Source organism: Rhodanobacter sp. B05, assembly GCF_002001085.1.
Taxonomy (GTDB): Bacteria; Pseudomonadota; Gammaproteobacteria; order Xanthomonadales; family Rhodanobacteraceae; genus Rhodanobacter.
In genome coordinates, this window is record NZ_MUNU01000009.1 from 98,365 (window position 1) to 115,926 (window position 17,562).

At 65.4% G+C, this 17,562-nt stretch carries 16 protein-coding genes; 15 read left to right on the forward strand and 1 reads right to left on the reverse strand.

Going from position 1 to position 17,562, the window contains the following annotated elements; genetic code table 11:
* The first annotated feature begins 7 nt into the window (after positions 1-7).
* The 4 genes from B0E47_RS16690 to B0E47_RS03510 all read left to right on the forward strand — a co-directional run bounded on the left by B0E47_RS16690 (position 8) and on the right by B0E47_RS03510 (position 1,845).
* Entirely contained in the window at positions 8-376 is a 369-nt protein-coding gene (locus tag B0E47_RS16690; protein WP_139351319.1) for a hypothetical protein, read from the forward strand.
* An 83-nt stretch (positions 377-459) separates the two neighbouring features.
* Complete coding sequence (locus B0E47_RS03500; protein WP_217318891.1) at positions 460-846, forward strand: VOC family protein; 387 nt, start codon at positions 460-462, stop codon at positions 844-846.
* 59 nt (positions 847-905) lie between these two features.
* Positions 906-1,364, forward strand: coding sequence for an aldehyde-activating protein (locus B0E47_RS03505; protein ID WP_077512577.1), 459 nt, complete (start codon positions 906-908; stop codon positions 1,362-1,364).
* A gap of 91 nt (positions 1,365-1,455) precedes the next feature.
* Entirely contained in the window at positions 1,456-1,845 is a 390-nt protein-coding gene (locus tag B0E47_RS03510; RefSeq protein WP_077512579.1) for a VOC family protein, read from the forward strand.
* Positions 1,846-1,867: 22 nt separating this feature from the next.
* Here the strand turns inward: B0E47_RS03510 and B0E47_RS03515 are convergent, their stop codons facing one another.
* A complete protein-coding gene (locus B0E47_RS03515; RefSeq protein WP_254422786.1) occupies positions 1,868-2,842 on the reverse strand; it encodes an alpha/beta hydrolase in 975 nt (324 codons plus the stop codon).
* A 222-nt stretch (positions 2,843-3,064) separates the two neighbouring features.
* On the opposite strand from B0E47_RS03515, the gene B0E47_RS03520 reads away from it, so the two are divergent.
* The 11 genes from B0E47_RS03520 (at position 3,065) to B0E47_RS03570 (ending at position 17,557) form a co-directional block, all read left to right on the forward strand.
* Positions 3,065-4,036: an aldo/keto reductase gene (locus tag B0E47_RS03520; protein WP_077512583.1), complete on the forward strand. Its 972-nt coding sequence runs from the start codon at positions 3,065-3,067 to the stop codon at positions 4,034-4,036.
* Between the two features lie 265 nt (positions 4,037-4,301).
* Positions 4,302-5,573, forward strand: a complete 1,272-nt coding sequence (locus B0E47_RS03525; protein ID WP_077512585.1) for an efflux RND transporter periplasmic adaptor subunit — start codon at positions 4,302-4,304, stop codon at positions 5,571-5,573.
* 223 nt (positions 5,574-5,796) lie between these two features.
* Positions 5,797-6,519, forward strand: coding sequence for an ABC transporter ATP-binding protein (locus B0E47_RS03530; RefSeq protein ID WP_077512587.1), 723 nt, complete (start codon positions 5,797-5,799; stop codon positions 6,517-6,519).
* Between the two features lie 176 nt (positions 6,520-6,695).
* Positions 6,696-8,006: an ABC transporter permease gene (locus B0E47_RS03535; protein WP_077512589.1), complete on the forward strand. Its 1,311-nt coding sequence runs from the start codon at positions 6,696-6,698 to the stop codon at positions 8,004-8,006.
* Positions 8,007-8,016: 10 nt separating this feature from the next.
* Entirely contained in the window at positions 8,017-9,255 is a 1,239-nt protein-coding gene (locus tag B0E47_RS03540; protein ID WP_077512591.1) for an FtsX-like permease family protein, read from the forward strand.
* Between the two features lie 130 nt (positions 9,256-9,385).
* Entirely contained in the window at positions 9,386-10,702 is a 1,317-nt protein-coding gene (locus B0E47_RS03545) for an ABC transporter permease (RefSeq protein ID WP_077512593.1), read from the forward strand.
* 166 nt (positions 10,703-10,868) lie between these two features.
* Positions 10,869-12,125 (forward strand): ABC transporter permease, encoded by a 1,257-nt coding sequence (locus B0E47_RS03550; RefSeq protein ID WP_077512595.1) that lies wholly within the window; start codon positions 10,869-10,871, stop codon positions 12,123-12,125.
* A gap of 150 nt (positions 12,126-12,275) precedes the next feature.
* Positions 12,276-13,613, forward strand: a complete 1,338-nt coding sequence (locus B0E47_RS03555) for an ABC transporter permease (protein WP_077512597.1) — start codon at positions 12,276-12,278, stop codon at positions 13,611-13,613.
* Between the two features lie 10 nt (positions 13,614-13,623).
* Complete coding sequence (locus tag B0E47_RS03560) at positions 13,624-14,868, forward strand: FtsX-like permease family protein (RefSeq protein ID WP_077512599.1); 1,245 nt, start codon at positions 13,624-13,626, stop codon at positions 14,866-14,868.
* Between the two features lie 141 nt (positions 14,869-15,009).
* Complete coding sequence (locus B0E47_RS03565; protein WP_077512601.1) at positions 15,010-16,317, forward strand: ABC transporter permease; 1,308 nt, start codon at positions 15,010-15,012, stop codon at positions 16,315-16,317.
* Positions 16,318-16,324: 7 nt separating this feature from the next.
* Entirely contained in the window at positions 16,325-17,557 is a 1,233-nt protein-coding gene (locus B0E47_RS03570; protein WP_077512603.1) for an FtsX-like permease family protein, read from the forward strand.
* Positions 17,558-17,562 lie beyond the last annotated feature (5 nt).

Below are 17,562 nucleotides of genomic sequence, written 5' to 3' on the forward strand. Positions count from 1 at the left end.
TCACACCATGACATCACTGCGCTTGCTGGTCCTTATCACAATTGCTCTGATCGTCAGCTCATGTGCTGGCCAAAGGCTGGTGGCAACTGTCGCAAAGCCATCAATTCCGCAAACGGAGGCCGAGTGCGGTGCGCGTGGTGGCAATTGGACTGCGCTCGGCCTGCCATACCCTGGCAAGCCAAAAACCTGCGACCTCAAGACCACCGACTCCGGCAAGGTCTGCTCAAACTCCAGCGAATGCCAAGGTTCGTGCATCGCACCTGATGGCGTTGCTGGCGGCCTCAAAGCAATTGGCAAGTGTTCCGCATACGTGTCCAACATCGGCAACGCCAATCTCGTCGAGCATGGCAAAGTTGAGTTGCTCGACATAGAGTGAGGTCCAACCATGCGTTCAAGGCGGACGGCTGTGCCACCGCTCAATTCAGGCGTCAGGCGTCAGGCGTCACAGGAGAACCGCGCGTGACTTCGAACGACTCATACATTCCGCTTGATTGGCCTCCCGTCATTCCGCGGCTATCAGTCGTCGATCCGTTGAAGTGTGTGAGCTTTCTGCGGGAAGTCTTCGGTGCAGAAGGCATCTTCAACACTGACAGGCCCTCGGAGATGAGAATCGGAAGGAGCCTGATCATGGTCGGTGGCATAGTCGAGCGACAACCCACAAGCTCATTCCTGTATGTCTACGTCGCCGATACTGATCAGGCTTTCGAGAAGGCGCTGTCGCTTGGTGCGAAGCCAGTTGAACAGCCAGGGGAAATGCCATATGGAGATCGACGCGCCATGGTCGAAGATCCGTGGGGCAACCGCTGGCAAATCGCAACCCATCGGCGTTTTCAAGGTAACACCTGACGTTCAGGATGGGCGGCTACGCCGCCGCTTGATTCCAGCGCTTGGCACCAGGTGAAGCAATGCAGCCAGCCGAACGATCAATCACTCTTCATGGCGGTTGCCATTGCGGCGCGCTGCGGATCGAGTTCAGGACCCGCCTTCCCGTCGCCGATATTGCGCCACGGGCGTGCGACTGCACTTTTTGCCAAAAGCACGGTGCAGCTTACGTTTCCGATCCGGCCGGCGAGCTTCGGATTTTTGTCCCGGAACCCGAGGCGTTACGATCGTGTCGGCAAGGGTCGGAGGCGGCGCTGTTCCGGCTGTGTTCTCGGTGCGGCGTGCTCGTGGCCGTCACATTCGAACACGACAACCGCCTGTTTGCTGCCGTCAACGCGCGCTGCCTGGATGAGTGGGCGGGCTTGGCGTCGTCGGTACCGGTGTCTCCGCGCTTGCTGAGTCCGGAGGAGAAAAAGAGCAGGTGGGTGCAATTATGGATACCCGACGTGGAGCTGGTGCCGGGCGTGCCGCCCATCGCCTGATTTCGGCCTCATGCGAATCGAAGGGGAGGACTTCCCCATCCCATCTTCGCCGTGCCGTCTCTGAACCTGGCGTCGAGCCCAGGAGAATCCCATGAAACGTACATGGACCATCATTGGTGTTGCCGACGTCGCGCGCAGCTTCAAGTGGTATCAGTCACTTTTCGGTCAAACGGAAATGCGACCGGCGCATGACTACTGGGGGCAGTTGCTCGACACGGATGGCACGATCCTGCTTTGCCTCCACGCGTGGGGCGAGCATGAGCATCCGTCCCTGACCAGCCCCGACCGTGCGGAACCGGGCAACGGGCTGCTGCTGTTTTTCCGGGTGGATGATTTTGACGATGCACTGCGGCGGGCGCGCACTCTGGTCGACGCCCTCGAAGAGGAGCCCAGTGTGAACGACAGGACGGGAACCCGCGAGTTTGCGCTGCGTGATCCCGACGGCTATTACGTCATGGTCAGCGCGCTCGAAGCGCCATGATATTTGCGGCAGCCGGCTCCGGTCACCCGCCAACGTCTCCGGCTTCCATCGGATTCACGGTGTTCACATGCATCGTTGATTGACTGGCGACTCGGGGCGGCGTGTTCCGCTCGTGGGCACGGATGAAGGCCAGCACGTCGCTCAGCGTAGGTGCGTGATGACGCATTGGTCGCGACAGCGCGAGAAGAAGATCCATGTGGCCTATGCCGGGATAGAGTCTCGCTTCGGCATCGTCGTGCACAGCGTGCGCCTTGCGTGCGAGGGCGACGCTGCCGGCGGCACGGACTTCGCGGTCGGCGGTGCCTTGCAACAGCAGCATGGGTGGGTCGTTGCCGCGCACGAAGGTCATCGGGTCGGCTCGACGCTGTTCGCTGGCTTGCGTGCCAAAGAGGTGACGCATGTCAGCCTCCTTTTTCGGCAGCGGCACGAAATCGTAGACGCCGGCGAGACCGACGAAGCCGGCCAGGTCGTGCAGCGACAGGCCATCGGCGGCCAGCCAGGACGGATCGGTGGCGAGCAGGCCGGCGATCTGGGCGCCGGAGGAATGACCCATCACGAACAGGCTTTGCGGATCGCCGCCGAGGCTTGCGGCGTGTTGGTGCGCCCAGGCCACCGCATGCGCTGCGTCCTGCATGAAACCGTCCAGGCCAACGTGCGGGTACTTGCGGTAGTCGGGAATCACCACGATCACGCCCTTTGCCGCCAGCGCGGTGCCGACGAAGCGGTACCACTCGCGTTTTCCATGCGTCCAGTCGCCACCGTAGAAGAACACCACGACCGGGGCGTGCTGCACATGCGCCGGCAGGTAGACGTCCAGACTCAGATGCTGCGCCGGTGCGTAAGGCAGGCTGCGCTCGACCTGGATGTCCTTGTGCTGGTCGGTGCTGTTGAGCGCGCCGAACAGCATGGTTCGGCAGCCACCCAGCAACAGCATCGCGCCAGCGGCGAGCACGCACGCGAGGCAGCGATGAAGGCGAGGCTGGCGCAGCGTGGGCAAACGGCTGTCCTTATGGCGGAAGGGTTGGGCTCGGCAAGCGGGTGCGTGCATCCAGCGAATGACAACGGGCGATCCCGGCGATCGGATGACACGCCGATTCCCGGGCGGGGCATGGCATGGAGGTTTCGCAGCCCATTGGCCCAGTCTGCGCCCGGGCATGGACATCATCGTGACGACAGACGTGGCATGCTTTCCGTTCCCCGTTCGCTTAAGGAGTCCCCCATGCAATACCGTCGCGTCGGCACATCCGGCCTGCAACTTTCCGCGCTGTCCTTCGGCGCCTGGGTCACCTTCGGCAAGCAGGTGGGGCGCGCGCAGGCGCGCGACATGCTGGCGTTGGCGCACGAGCGCGGGGTCAATTACTTCGACAACGCCGAGACCTACAACAACGGCGTGGCCGAGCAGGTGATGGGCGATGTGCTGGCCGATCTGCGCTTCCCGCGCGACAGCTACTGCGTCTCCAGCAAGGTGTTCTTCGGCGCCGTCGACAATCCGCTGCCGACCCAGCGCGGGCTGTCGCGCAAGCATGTGATGGAGGCCTGTCACCAGGCCTTGCAGCGCCTGCGTGTGGATTACCTGGACCTGTATTTCTGCCATCGCCCCGACCCGGAGACGCCGGTCGCCGAGACCGTGGCGGCGATGGATACGCTGATCCGCCAGGGCAAGGTGCTGTATTGGGGTACCAGCGAATGGCCGGCGGAGGCGATCGAGGAGGCGCATCACGTCGCCCTGGAGAACGGTTTCTACGCGCCGATAGTCGAGCAGCCGCAGTACAACCTGCTGCATCGCGAGCGGGTGGAAGTGGAGTACGCGCCGCTGTACGAAAAGTACGGCATGGGCACCACGATCTGGTCGCCGCTCTGTTCGGGTCTGCTGAGCGGCAAGTACGACAAGGGTATCCCGGCCGATTCGCGGCTGGCGCAGCCGGGCTATGAATGGTTGCGCAAGGGCGTGCTGGGCGAGGGCGACGCGCACCTGGGCAAGGTGCGCGCGCTGCAGCCGATCGCGGACGAGCTGGGCACCAGCCTGGCGCAACTGGCGATCGCCTGGTGCCTGCTGAACCCGCACGTATCCACGGTGATGCTCGGTGCCAGCAAGCGCGAGCAGCTGGCGCAGAACCTGGACGCGCTGGACTTGTTGCCGCGGCTGGATGCGTCGATCGCCCGGCGCATGCAGCAGGCCGTGGCCGGATGAGCGGCTGCGAGGTGTCGCCGCTTGGCAGGCAACCGGCCAGCCGGCCCGCCCGCGGCGAGGTTGCGTAACGCCGGCACCGCGTCGGCGGGCGACCGGCGGATCGACTGGCGTCCACCTGTCCGGGAAGTGTCCGCGGACACCGGTCCGCGCTCGCCGGAAGATCGCAAGTAGTTGAATTGACGAGCCTGATTCGGTCTGGCCGGCGTGGCACGCGGATTGCAGAGTTACCTGCGTAGCCGCACTGCACGTGGCCAGGGACTGAACGATGATCCGCGATACCTCCGCAACCGACCGGCTGGTCGAGGTCAAACCCAATCGCAAGCGTCAGCTGATCCTCGGCGGCGTCGGCGTGGTCGTGCTGGGCTTGCTGGTATGGCTGGCGCCGGGCATCGGCCGGCTGTTCTCCGCCTCCAGTTCGGTGAGCGCCTCGCGGCTGTCGTTCGCCACCGTCGAGCGCGGCCTGTTCGTGCGCGACATCGCCGCCGAGGGCAAGGTCGTCGCGGCGGTGAGCCCCACCTTGTACGCCACCTCGGGCGGCGCGGTGACCCTGCAGGTGCACGCGGGCGACACGGTGAAGAAGGGCCAGGTGATGGCCACCATCGACAGCCCGGAGCTGACCAACAAGCTGGCCCAGGAGCAGAGCAACGCCGACGCGATGCAGGTGGATTACCTGCGCGCGCAAATCGATGCGCGCAAGCAGCGTTCGGCCCTGCAGAAGGCCTACGACAACGCGAAGATCGACCAGCAGACCGCCCAGCGCGATCTTGCCCGCTACGAAAAGGCGTTCCACGAGGGCGCCGTGCCCAGCATGGATGTCGACCGCGCCAAGGACACCCTGGACAAGGCCAACATCGCCGTCTCGCATGCGCAGGGCGACCTGGGCATGGACAATGCCAGCCTCAACTTCGACATCCAGTCGAAGAAGCTGGCGCACGACCGCCAGTTGCTGCTGGTGACCGACCTCAAGCGCCAGGTCGACGACCTCAACGTGAAATCGCCGGTGGACGGCCAGGTCGGCCAGCTGTTCATCGCCGAAAAGGCCACGGTGGCCAAGGACGCGCAACTGCTCAGCGTGATCGACCTGTCCGCGCTGCAGGTGGAGATGCAGGTGCCTGAAAGCTTCGCGCGCGACCTGGGCATCGGCATGACCGGCGAGATCAGCGGCAACGGCCACACCTGGAAGGGCATCGTCAGTGCGATCTCGCCTGAAGTGGTCAACGGTCAGGTCGCCGCCCGCCTGCGTTTCGACGGCGCCACCCCGAAGCAGCTGCGCCAGAACCAGCGCCTGTCGGTGCGCGTGTTGCTGGATCGGCGCGAGAACGTGCTGACCGTGCAGCGCGGCTCCTTCGTCGACGAATCCGGCGGCAGCTATGCCTACCTGGTGCGCGACGGCATCGCCACCAAGACCCCGATCCGCGTGGGCGCCTCCAGCATCGACAAGGTGGAGATCCTCGAGGGCCTGAAGGAAGGCGACAAGATCGTGATCTCCGGTACCGACAACTTCAAGGGCGCGGCGAAGGTCGCGATCAGCAACTGACGAATTTCCTTCTCCCCTTGGGAGACAAATCGGCAGGAGAGCCGATTTGCACGGCGAAAGCCGCCCGAAGGGTGAGGCACATGGATGTGCCGAATGAAGGTGCCCGCAGGGCGGATGAGGGTTCGGGCGGAGCGGGGGACTTCCGCTTCGACCGCACCCTCACCCCAACCCCTCTCCCATGGGGAGAGGGGCTCAAGATCTCCACCACCGAAGGAACCAAGCCATGCTGAAGATGACTCACCTGTCCAAGGTCTACCGCACCGAAGTGGTGGAGACCTATGCGTTGCGCGATTTCAACATCGACGTGAAAGAGGGCGAGTTCGTCGCCGTCACCGGCCCGTCCGGTTCGGGCAAGACCACCTTCCTGACCATCGCCGGCCTGCTCGAGACCTTCTCCGGCGGCGAGTATCACCTCGACGGCATCGAGGTCAGCAACCTCAACGACAACGCGCGCTCGAAGATCCGCAACGAGAAGATCGGCTTCATCTTCCAGGCCTTCAACCTGATTCCCGACCTCAGCGTGTTCGACAACATCGAGGTGCCGTTGCGCTACCGCGGCATGAAATCGGCCGAGCGCAAGCAGCGCATCATGGACTCGCTCGAGCGGGTCGGCCTGGCTTCGCGCGCCAAGCATTACCCGGCCGAACTGTCCGGCGGCCAGCAGCAGCGCGTGGCGATCGCCCGCGCGCTGGCCGGCAGCCCGCGCCTGCTGCTGGCGGATGAGCCCACCGGCAACCTCGACACCCAGATGGCCCGCGGCGTGATGGAGCTGCTGGAAGAGATCCATCGCGACGGCGCCACCATCGTGATGGTCACGCATGACCCGGAACTGGCCGCCCGCGCCCAGCGCAACGTGCACATCATCGATGGCCAGGTGGTCGATCTGGCCGAGGAGCCGCGCTTCCACACGCATGCGGGTGCAGGCGCGAGCCAGGGACAGCTCTGACGGCGCGACAGGACGGCCTTCCACCCTCGGCAGCGCCGGGAAAAACGCGGGTTGAGGGGATGCGCCGGATCGTTGGCAATCAGCCAGAACGATCAGGTGTCACCCTCACTCCAGCACCCTCCGCGGCGATTGGATCGCGCGGAGCGGGATCACTTCGCTCATGGAGCAAACACGGCGTGTTCGGTCATTACCTCCAACTCGGCTTGCGCAGCCTGCGCCGCAATCCCGCACTCACCGCGCTGATGGTGATGGCGATCGGTTTCGGCGTGGCCGCCTCGATGATCACGTATTCCGTGTTCCGCGCGGTGTCGGGCAATCCGATCCCCGATAAATCCGCGCAGCTGTTCATCCCGCAGGTCGACAGCTGGGGTCCGCAACAGAACGAGAAGGGCGAGCCGCCGGAGGCCCTGAACTACGTGGACGCGATGGCGCTGATGCGTGCGCAACAGGCGAAGCGCCAGACGCTGTTGTATCCGCTCCTGATGTCGGTGATGCCGGGTGGCGACCGTGATCTGCCCCTTGCCGCGAACGGCTACGCGGTCGACAGCGATTTCTTCCCGATGTTCGAAGTGCCGTTCCAGTACGGCGGCGGCTGGAGCGCGCAGGACGACCAGGCGCGCAGCGCCGAGGTGGTGATCAGCGGCCAGCTCAACCAGAAGTTGTTCGGCGGTGCCGACAGCGTGGGCCATATGGTCAATCTCAACGGCCACGATTACCGCGTGGTGGGCGTGACCGGTCACTGGAATCCCAAGCCGCGCTTCTTCGACCTGTTCAGCACCAGCGGCTTCAAGGACGCCTCGGACTTCTACATGCCGTTCTCGCGCGCGCTGGATCTGAAGGCGCGTACCGGCGGTCGCAACAGCTGCCGCGGCAGCCTCACCTTCACCGGTTGGGAGGACTACCTGCAGAGCAACTGCGTATGGATCACCCCGTGGGTGGAACTGGACGGCGCCGCCGACGTCGCGCATTACCGCCGCTTCCTCGAGAGCTATGCCGCCGACCAGCAACGGGCCGGCCGCTTCGCCTGGGCGCCCAATGTGCGGCTGCGCAACGTGATGCAGTGGCTGGATCACGAGCACGTGGTGCCGCCGGAAAGCCGCATCTCCTTGCTGGTGGCGCTGGGTTTCTTCCTGATCTGCCTGATCAACACCATCGGCCTGCTGCTGGCGAAGTTCCTGCGTCGCGCCGGCGAAATCGGCGTGCGTCGTGCGCTGGGCGCCTCGCGCCGGGAGATCTACACGCAGTACCTGATCGAGGCGGCGACGGTGGGTCTGGCCGGTGGCGTGCTCGGCCTGCTGTTGACCGCGTTCGGGGTAGCCGGCGTAGGCGTGCTGTTTCCGCCGCAGATCGCGAAGCTGGCGCAGCTCGACCTCTCGCTGGTGGGATTGACCCTGCTGGTGGCGGTCATCGCGACCGTACTCGCGGCGTTCTATCCGGCCTGGCGCGCGGCGCGCGTGCAGCCGGCCTGGCAGCTGAAGTCCAGCTGAGGGGATGACGATGAGCCTTCAGATCAAACCCATCCTGGTTGCGCTGCGCCGGCACAAGGCGGGCACGTTGCTGATCGCGCTGCAGATCGCGCTGACCCTGGCGATCGTCTGCAACGCGTTGTTCATCATCCACCAGAGGCTGGCCAATCTGTCGCAGCGCAGTGGCGTCGACGAAGCCGATGTATTCGTCATCACCAACCAGTGGGCGGTCGACAAGTCGACGCAGCAGATCGACGCGCAGGTGCAGGCCGACATGGCCGCGCTGCGACAACTGCCCAGCGTGCGCGATGCCGCCCCCGCCAGCGGCTATCCGCTGGCAGGCGTAGGCTCGGACAATTTCGTCACGCTCACCCCCGATCAGGTCAAGCCGACCACCGATTCCGCGGTGTACGTGGGTGACGAGCACCTGCTTGACACGCTGGGATTGCGGCTGATCGCCGGACGCAATTTCCGTTCCGACGAAGTCCTCATGACGAGTACCCAGCAGGCGGTCTTTCCGCCGGTGGTCATCGTGAGCAAGACCCTGGCCGATCGACTGTTCCCGGGCGGCTCGGCACTGGGCAAGAGCTTCTATGCCATGAGCGCGACCCCCACCACGATCATCGGCATCGTCGACAGCCTGCATCGGCAGGGCACCTCCCAGTGGAACAAGCCCTACGCCGGGCAGTCATTGATCTGGCCGGGGCGTCCGGATGACTCGCGCGGGATCTATTACATCGTGCGCGCCAGGCCCGGCCAGCTCGCCTCCGCGATGCGCGCGGCGCCCAAGGCGCTGTTCGCGCAGGATCGCATGCGTATCATCGATCCGAAGGATGGCCTGCTCGACTACGCGCAGATCCGCCACCGTGCCTACGACAGCGACCGCGGCATGGCGATCCTGATGGGCATCATCAGCGCCGTGCTGCTGGCGATCACCGCGGCGGGCATCGTCGGTCTCACCAGTTTCTGGGTCGGCCAGCGGCGCAAGCAGATCGGCGTGCGGCGTGCACTGGGTGCCACACGCAACAACATCCTGCACTACTTCCTCACCGAGAACCTGCTGATCGGTCTTGCCGGTGTGATCGTGGGCGCGGTGCTGGCGATCGGCATCAACCTGTGGATGGTGACCCGCTTCGAGATGGATCGGATGTCACTGCTTTATGTAGGCGTCGGCATCCTCGCCTTGCTGCTGCTGGGGCAGGGTGCGGTGTTCGCGCCGGCGCTGCGTGCCTCGCGCGTATCGCCGGTGGAGGCTACACGATCGGTGTGATGAACGAAGAACACGTAGGAGCCCGCTCGCGGGCGATGCTTTTGATTTGATCTAGGTTGTGCGTCAGAGCAAGAGCATCGCCCGCGAGCGGGCTCCTACAGGAAAAATGAATCCATTGAGGTGATGCGAAATGTTTGCCTACTATCTTGAACTGGCCCTGCGCAGCCTGAAGCGTAGCCCCGGCCTCACCGCGCTGATGGTGCTGGCGATCGGTTTCGGCGTGGCGGCATCGATGACCTCGTGGTCGGTGTTCCGCGCGGTGTCGGGCGATCCGATCCCGTGGAAATCCGCGCAGCTGTTCGTGCCGCAGATCGACATGTGGGGTCCGAATGGCCGCAACGCAGACGGCTCGCCTCCGAATGCGATGGATTACACCGACGCGGTGGCCCTGATGCGCGACCACCGCGCCAAGTTGCAGTCGGCGATGTACCAGATCTCGCCGTCGGTGGTACCGGCGGATGCCGGCAAGCATCCGCTGAATGTCAGCGGGCACGCGGTCTATGGCGAGTTCTTTCCGATGCTCGATGTGCCGTTCGAGTTCGGCAGTGGCTGGAGCACGAGCGACGACACGAATCGTGCGCAGGTCGCGGTGATCGGCAGCAAGCTCAACCAGAAGCTGTTCGGCGGTGCCAACAGCGTGGGCCGTAGCGTCAACATCGAAGGCAGGGACTATCGCGTGGTCGGCGTGCTCGATCACTGGAATCCGCAGCCTCGCTTCTATGACGTGGTCAACAGCGGCGGCTTCGCCACCGATGCGGACGATGTGTTCCTGCCGTTCCAGACGGCGATCCAGGCCAATATTTCGAACGACGGCAACACCAACTGCAACGCGGTGCCCAAGGAGTCGGGCTTCGTCGGCTTGCAGCATTCGGCCTGTGCGTGGATCGCCTTCATGGCGGAGCTGGACGACGCGGCGGCGGTGCAGGCGTACCGCAACTATCTGGACGGCTATGCGCGCGATCAGCAGCAGGCGGGGCGCTTTGCCTGGGCGCCGAACAATCGCCTGCTCGACGTGCCGGCGTGGCTGAACAATCAGCATGTGGTGCCCAGCGACACCAAGGTGTCGCTGCTGGTGGCGCTGGGTCTGCTGCTGGTGTGTCTGGTGAACACGGTGGGCCTGCTGCTGGCGAAGTTCCTGCGGCGCAGCAGCGAGATCGGCGTGCGCCGCGCGCTGGGTGCGCCGCGTGCCGCGATCTACACCCAATTCCTCACCGAGGCCGGCATCGTCGGTGCCGCCGGTGGCGTGCTCGGCCTGGTGCTTACCGGTGCCGGCGTGGCGAGCGTGGGCTGGGTGCTGCCCAAGGACATCGCCGCGCTGGCGCGGCTGGATGTGTCGCTGCTCGCGCTCACCCTGCTGGTGGCCGTGGTCGCCACGATGCTGGCCGGCCTGTATCCCACCTACCGTGCCTCGCGCGTGCAACCCGCGTGGCAGTTGAAATCGAACTGAGGATGGTGCGCATGTCCAGGGTGGCAGAACGCCATGAAACCGTTCGCGCTGAGCGTAGTGAGCGCAGCGAACGAAGTCGAAGCGTCGGGTCCTTCGACTTCGGCCCTCCGGGCCTACGCTCAGGACGAACGGAACATATAGACCTACACGTTTGCGGAGTAACGCCATGAAACTGCATCCCATCCTCGCCGCATTGCGCAAGCACAAGGCCGGCACCGTGCTGATCGCGCTGCAGATCGCGCTGACCCTGGCCATCGTGTGCAACGCGATCTTCATCATCGGTCAGCGCATCCAGCGCGTGAATCGAGCCACCGGGCTGGACGAGAGCAACCTGTTCTTCGTCAGCCAGCAATGGGTCGGCGCGCCCAGCGCGGACACGCCGGATGGCGTGGAGAAGCTCGACGCGATGCAGCGCGAGGACCTCGCTGCCTTGCGCAACCTGCCCGGCGTGGCCTCGGTCGCACCGATCAATTCGCTGCCCTTGCTCAACTCCTCCTGGACCGGTTCGGTCTCGCTCAAGTCCGGTGCCGAGATCGGCGACAAGACGGGGACCCGCACCGCTTACTACTTCACCGACGAGCAGGTGTTCCCCACGCTGGGCCTGAAGCTGGTGGCCGGTCGCGCCTTCAACGCGGGCGACGTCCAGCACCAGGGATTTCGCGAAAATCGCGATCGCCCGGTGGCGATCATCACCAGGGCGCTGGCGGACAAGCTGTACCCCAAGGGCGGTGCCGTGGGCAAGGTGATGTACAGCGATGGCAGCAGCGCACCGACCACGATCGTCGGCGTGGTGACGCGCATGCAGATCCCCTCCAGCGGCAGCTTCGGCAGCGACTTCGCGTGGAACTCCACCCTGATACCGACCCGGCTGGACGCGAACTTCGCGCGCTATGCCGTGCGCACCAGGCCCGGCCAGCTGGATGCGGTGATGCACGCGGTGACGCCTCTGTTGTACAAGGTGAACCCGCTGCGTGTGCTTGATGACGACAGCGTGCGGCCGTTTTCCGATATTCGCGCCAGGGCCTACCGCGCCGACGTGGGCATGGCGGTGCTGATGGGCGTGATCTGCCTGATCCTGATCGCGGTGACCGCCGCCGGCATCGTCGGCCTGACCAGCTTCTGGGTCGGCCAGCGGCATCGGCAGATCGGCGTGCGCCGTGCACTGGGCGCGCGCAAGATCGACATCCTGCACTACTTCCAGATCGAGAACGGGCTGATTGCCGGCGTCGGTGCGGTGATCGGGGTGATCCTGGCGCTCGGCCTCAACGCCTGGCTGATGACGCATTACGAGATGACCCGCATGCCGGTTCTCTACGTGCTGGTCGGCGTGATCGCGGTGCTGGTGCTGGGTCAGGCCGCCGTGTTCGTGCCGGCGCGCCGCGCGTCCAACGTGTCGCCTGTATCGGCGACCAGGGCCGCGTGATGACGCCCCGGCCATCCCCGTGCGTAGGAGCCCGCTCGCGGGCGATGCCTTGGCATTGGCCCGGTGCGAATGGGAGCAAGACCAGGAGCATCGCCCGCGAGCGGGCTCCTGCAGTGGACGTGCGGTTCGCACGGATGGCGGGGTAACGGGGTGTTCGCCTACTATCTCGGCCTGGCACTGCGCAGCCTGCGGCGCAGCCCGGGGTTGACGGCATTGATGATGCTGGCGATCGGCTTCGGGGTGGCCGGATCGATGACGACGTATGCGGTGTTCCGCGGTGTATCCGGCGATCCGATTCCATGGAAATCGGCGCAGCTGTTCGTGCCGCAGATCGACGCATGGGGGCCGGTGCAGATGTCGGGGCCGGGCGCGCGCAGCGGCACGAACGAGCCGCCGGATGCGCTGACTTACGCCGATGCCATGGCCTTGATCCACGATCACCGCGGCAGCCGGCAGTCGGCGATCTATGCGGTGGGGCCGACCGTGTTGCCGACCGGCACGGGGCACAGTCCGATTCCGGTATTCGGGTTCGCGGTGTACGACGAATTCTTTCCGCTGGTCGACGTGCCGTTCCGCTACGGCAGCGGCTGGAGCGCCGATGACGACACGCAGGGCGCGCCGGTGGTGGTGATCAGCGATACGCTCAACCAGCAGGTGTTCGGCGGCGCCAACAGCGTCGGGCGCAGCCTCGACCTGGACGGCAGGGATTACCGGGTGATCGGCGTGATGAAGCCGTGGAACCCGCAACCGATGTTCTTCGACGTGGTCGACACCGGTGGCTTCAGCAGCGACGGTCCGGCGCTGTTCCTGCCCTTGCAGCGCGCCATCGCCAGCGGCATGGAGAATGTCGGCGCGGTCAATTGCCCAAAGGGCACGCAGCCCGGCGCGGGTTATGCAGGTTTGCAGCAGTCGGCTTGCGTGTGGCTGGCCTACATGGTCGAGCTGGACGATGCGGCGGCAGTGCAGCGCTATCGGCAGTATCTGGACGATTACGCGCGCAGCCAGCAGACGATTGGCCGCTTCGGCTGGCCACCGAACAACCGCCTGCGCGACCTGCGCGGCTTCCTCGAATACCAGCACGTGGTGCCGGACGATACCCGCGTGTCGCTGCTGGTGGCGCTGGGCCTGCTGCTGGTGTGCCTGGTCAACACCGCCGGCCTGCTGCTGGCCAAGTTCCTGCGCCGCAGCGGCGAGATCGGCGTGCGCCGCGCGCTGGGCGCATCGCGTCGCGCGATCCATGCGCAATACCTGACCGAGGCGGCGGTGATCGGCGTCGGTGGCGGCGCGCTCGGCCTGCTGCTGACCGGCATCGGCGTGTTCGGCGTGAACCGGATGTTGCCGCCGCGGCTTGCCGATCTCGCGCAGATCGATCCGTCGCTGCTGGCGCTGACCCTGCTGGTTGCGGTGCTCGCCGCCGTGCTGGCCGGCGTGTATCCCGCCTTTCGCGCCGCGCGCGTGCTGCCCGCGTGGCAGTTGAAAACCCATTGAGGATGCGTCGATGAGCCTGCATCCCGTCATCTCCGCGCTGCGACGGCACAAGGCCGGCGTCGTGCTGATCGTGCTGCAGATCGCGCTGACGCTGGCGATCGTGTGCAACGCGATCTTCCTGATCCAGCAGCGCATCGAACGGGCGAGCCGCCCCACCGGCGCGGTCGAGGATGGCCTGATCCGCATCTCGCAAACCTGGTTCGGTGCGCCGAGCGGCGACGATGCCGCGGCCATCGAAAAACTCGATGCGATGCAGCGAGCGGACCTGGCCACGCTGCGCGCGCTGCCCGATGTGCAGGATGCGGCGGCGTCGACCAGCATGCCGCTGCAGGGGATGATCTACAGCGGCAACCTCAGCCTGAACCCGCAGCAGAGCGGGTTGAACGTGACCGCTGCCTACTACTACGGCGACGAGCGCCTGCGCCCGACGCTGGGCGTGCGCCTGGTCGCCGGGCGTGATTTCAAGGTCGATGAAATCCTGCATCACGGCATCTCCGGCGACGCGGTGTCGCCGGTGGTCATCGTCAGCCAGCCGGTGGCCGACAAACTGTTCCCGCAAGGCGATGCGCTGGGCAAGACGATCTACCAGGATGGCAAGCCGGCCGCCATCGTCGGCATCGTCGAGCGCCTGCAGACGCCGACCACCCAGGCCTGGGGCAGCAGCTGGGACTACAACTCGGTGCTGGAGCCGGTGCGTCTGGATGGTGCCTCGGCCAGCTATGCGCTACGCGCGCGGCCGGGGCGCGAACAGGCGGTGATGCGCGAGGCACGCAAGGCATTGCTGGCCGTCAATCCACTGCGCGTGATGCCGGAAAGCTGGGGCATCCAGTCGCTGTCGCAGATCCGCGCCAAGATCTATCGCGCCGATCACGCGATGGCGCTGCTGATGACGGTGATCTGCGTGATCCTGCTCGGCGTCACCGCCGCCGGCATCGTCGGCCTGACCAGTTTCTGGGTCGGCCAACGGCGCAAGCAGATCGGCGTGCGCCGGGCGCTGGGCGCGCGCAAGGCCGACATCGTGCGCTACTTCCAGGTCGAAAACCTGCTGATCGCCGGCGTTGGCGTGGTGCTCGGCGCGCTGCTGGCGGCGCTGCTGAACCTGTGGCTGATGGCGCACTACGCGATGCCGCGACTGCCGCCGGCTTATCTGCTCGTCGGCGTGCTGGCGGTACTGGCGCTGGGCCAGTTCGCGGTATGGGGGCCGGCACGGCGTGCGTCGCACGTGCCGCCCGTGGTGGCGACAAGAGCGACGTGAATGTTTTTTCCCTCCCCCTTCGGGGAGGGTGCCCAGAGGGCGGGAGAGGGTACGTTCGAAGCGCAGCGTTGTGCGCTGGCCGAACCCTCTCCCCCTGCCCCTCCCCCGATGGGGGAGGGGAGCAATATTCAGGAGGACGGAATGTTCGGTTACTACCTCGACCTGGCTCTGCGCAGCCTGAAGCGCAACAAGTCGCTCACCGCGCTGATGGTGCTGGCGATCGCGCTGGGCATCGGCGCCAGCATGACCATGCTCACCGTACTGCATGTGCTGTCGGGCGATCCGCTGCCGGGGAAGAGCGCACTAATCTATTACCCGCAGATCGATCCGCAGGATCTCAAGGGCATGCAGCCGAACAAGGAGCCACCGGAGCAGGTCACCCTGATCGACGGACTGAACCTGCTGCATGCCGGGCGCGCGGATCATCAGGCGCTGATGAGCGGGGGCTCGGTGCCGCTGGACCCGCAGAAGACCGACTTGGATCCGTTCTACGTGGAGGCACGCTATACCACACCGGATTTCTTCCCGATGTTCGATGCACCGTTTTTGTTCGGGCACGCCTGGACGGAAGCCGATGGCGAGGCCAAGGTACGCGAGGTCGTGATCGCGCGCTCGCTCAACGACAAGCTGTTCGGAGGCGCCGACAGCGTGGGGCGCATCGTGCGCATGGCCGGGGTGGACTGGCGCATCGTGGGGGTGCTCGACAAGTGGCGGCCCAACCCGCACTTCTATGACCTGAATACCGGCAGCTACGACTATGGCGAGCAGGTGTTCCTGCCTTTGCAGACCATGCTGGACTTGCGCCTGGATCGCAATGGCTCGACCGACTGCTGGGGCAACGGCGGTGGCGGCGTCGGCAACATCCTGCCATCCGACGATTGCGTGTGGCTGCAGTTCTGGGTGCAACTGGATACGCCGACCAAGGCGGCGGCCTACAAGGAATTCCTGGTGCATTACTCACAGGAACAGAAGGCGCTGGGGCGCTTCCAGCGTGCGCCGAATGTGCGCCTGCGCAACGTGATGCAGTGGCTCGACTATCAGATGGTGGTGCCGGGCGACGTGCGTCTGCAGACCGGACTGGCGTTCGGCTTCCTGCTGGTATGCCTGGTCAACACGGTAGGACTGATGCTGGCCAAGTTCATGCGCCGCGCCGCCGAACTGGGCGTGCGTCGCGCGCTGGGTGCATCGAAGCGGGCGCTGTTCGCGCAGTTGCTGATCGAGTCGGGTGTGGTCGGCCTGGTCGGCGGCGTCGGTGGTCTGCTGCTGGCGTTGTTCGGGTTGTGGCTGGTGCGGCAGCGTCCTTCGGACTACGCGGCCCTGGCGCATCTGGACCTGAGCATGCTGTTCATCACCTTCGCTCTGGCGGTCGGCGCCACCTTGCTGGCGGGCCTGCTGCCCGCTTGGCGCGCCTGCCAGGTCGCACCGGCGCTGCAACTGAAGAGCAACTGAGGCGAGCATGGACATTCTTCCGATTCTCTCGACATTGCGGCGGCACAAGCTCACCGCGTGGCTGTTGATCCTGGAGATAGCGCTGACTTGCGCCATTGTCTGCAACGCGGTGTTCCTGATCGGCCAGCGCCTGCAACGGATGGATATGCCCAGCGGCGTCGCCGAGCACGAGCTGTTGCAGATCCAGGTGGCCGATGTCACGACGCCGGCCAACCCCTATGCGCGGATGGCAGAGGATATCGCCACGCTCAGGCAGGTACCCGGGGTGATCTCGGTTGCGTCGTCCAATCAGGTGCCATTCGGCAATTCTTCCTCGAATGGCAACATCCGGCTCGATCCTGCCCAGCCGCAGCGCACGCTAAGTGCCACGACCTATTTCGGCGAGAACCTGTCGAACACGCTGGGTACGCGCCTGATCGCCGGGCGCGATTTGCAGCCGGATGATTTCGTCGACGTGGAAGCAGCGATGAAGGCGCTCGGCACCGGTGATGCCAAGGGCCTGCCACACGTGACATTGATTACGCAGACCCTCGCACGGCGCCTGTGGCCGGGACAGAACCCGCTGGGCCGCCTCATCTATCTCACGCCGACCGTGGGGCTGCGCGTGGTAGGCGTGCTGGACAGCCTGGCACGACCGAATGCCTACGACATCAACACGGCGCAGTACACCATGGTCGTGCCGCTGCGCATGGGTGCAAGCAAGGATCAGAGTTACCTGATCCGAACCCGGCCGCAGGATCGCGCCCACGTGCTGGCGGCGGCGTTGGCGGCCTTGAAGAAGGTCGACTCGGCGCGGGTGGTCACCACCAAACGCAGCTTCGATGATGTGCGCAGGAAATTCTTCCAGGACGACCGCGCGATGGCCGGCATGCTGGTCTGGGTCATCGTCGCACTGCTCATCGTGACCGCGTTGGGCATCGTGGGCCTGGCCAGTTTCTGGGTGGCGCAGCGCCGTCGCACCATCGGCGTGCGCCGCGCGCTGGGCGCCACCCGCGCCAACATCCTGCATTACTTCCAGACCGAGAACTTCCTGTTGGCCACGCTCGGCATCGCGCTGGGCATGGTGCTGGCCTACGCGATCAACCTGTTCCTGATGACGCACTACGAGCTGCCGCGGCTGCCGGCGATCTACTTTCCGGTCGGCGCGATCGCGCTGTGGCTGATTGGCCAACTTGCGGTGCTTGGCCCGGCATTGCGCGCTGCCGCGGTGCCACCGGTGGTGGCGACGAGGAGCGTGTGATGGTG

What these genes read in the sequence shown, in the direction of transcription:
- B0E47_RS03525 (WP_077512585.1), top strand. Translation starts at nt 4,302, where the DNA reads ATGATCCGCGATACCTCCGCAACCGACCGGCTGGTCGAGGTCAAACCC.
- B0E47_RS03505 (WP_077512577.1), top strand. Translation starts at nt 906, where the DNA reads ATGCAGCCAGCCGAACGATCAATCACTCTTCATGGCGGTTGCCATTGC.
- B0E47_RS03520 (WP_077512583.1), top strand. Translation starts at nt 3,065, where the DNA reads ATGCAATACCGTCGCGTCGGCACATCCGGCCTGCAACTTTCCGCGCTG.
- B0E47_RS03560 (WP_077512599.1), top strand. Translation starts at nt 13,624, where the DNA reads ATGAGCCTGCATCCCGTCATCTCCGCGCTGCGACGGCACAAGGCCGGC.
- B0E47_RS16690 (WP_139351319.1), top strand. Translation starts at nt 8, where the DNA reads ATGACATCACTGCGCTTGCTGGTCCTTATCACAATTGCTCTGATCGTC.
- B0E47_RS03550 (WP_077512595.1), top strand. Translation starts at nt 10,869, where the DNA reads ATGAAACTGCATCCCATCCTCGCCGCATTGCGCAAGCACAAGGCCGGC.
- B0E47_RS03545 (WP_077512593.1), top strand. Translation starts at nt 9,386, where the DNA reads ATGTTTGCCTACTATCTTGAACTGGCCCTGCGCAGCCTGAAGCGTAGC.
- B0E47_RS03510 (WP_077512579.1), top strand. Translation starts at nt 1,456, where the DNA reads ATGAAACGTACATGGACCATCATTGGTGTTGCCGACGTCGCGCGCAGC.
- B0E47_RS03540 (WP_077512591.1), top strand. Translation starts at nt 8,017, where the DNA reads ATGAGCCTTCAGATCAAACCCATCCTGGTTGCGCTGCGCCGGCACAAG.
- B0E47_RS03570 (WP_077512603.1), top strand. Translation starts at nt 16,325, where the DNA reads ATGGACATTCTTCCGATTCTCTCGACATTGCGGCGGCACAAGCTCACC.
- B0E47_RS03530 (WP_077512587.1), top strand. Translation starts at nt 5,797, where the DNA reads ATGCTGAAGATGACTCACCTGTCCAAGGTCTACCGCACCGAAGTGGTG.
- B0E47_RS03565 (WP_077512601.1), top strand. Translation starts at nt 15,010, where the DNA reads ATGTTCGGTTACTACCTCGACCTGGCTCTGCGCAGCCTGAAGCGCAAC.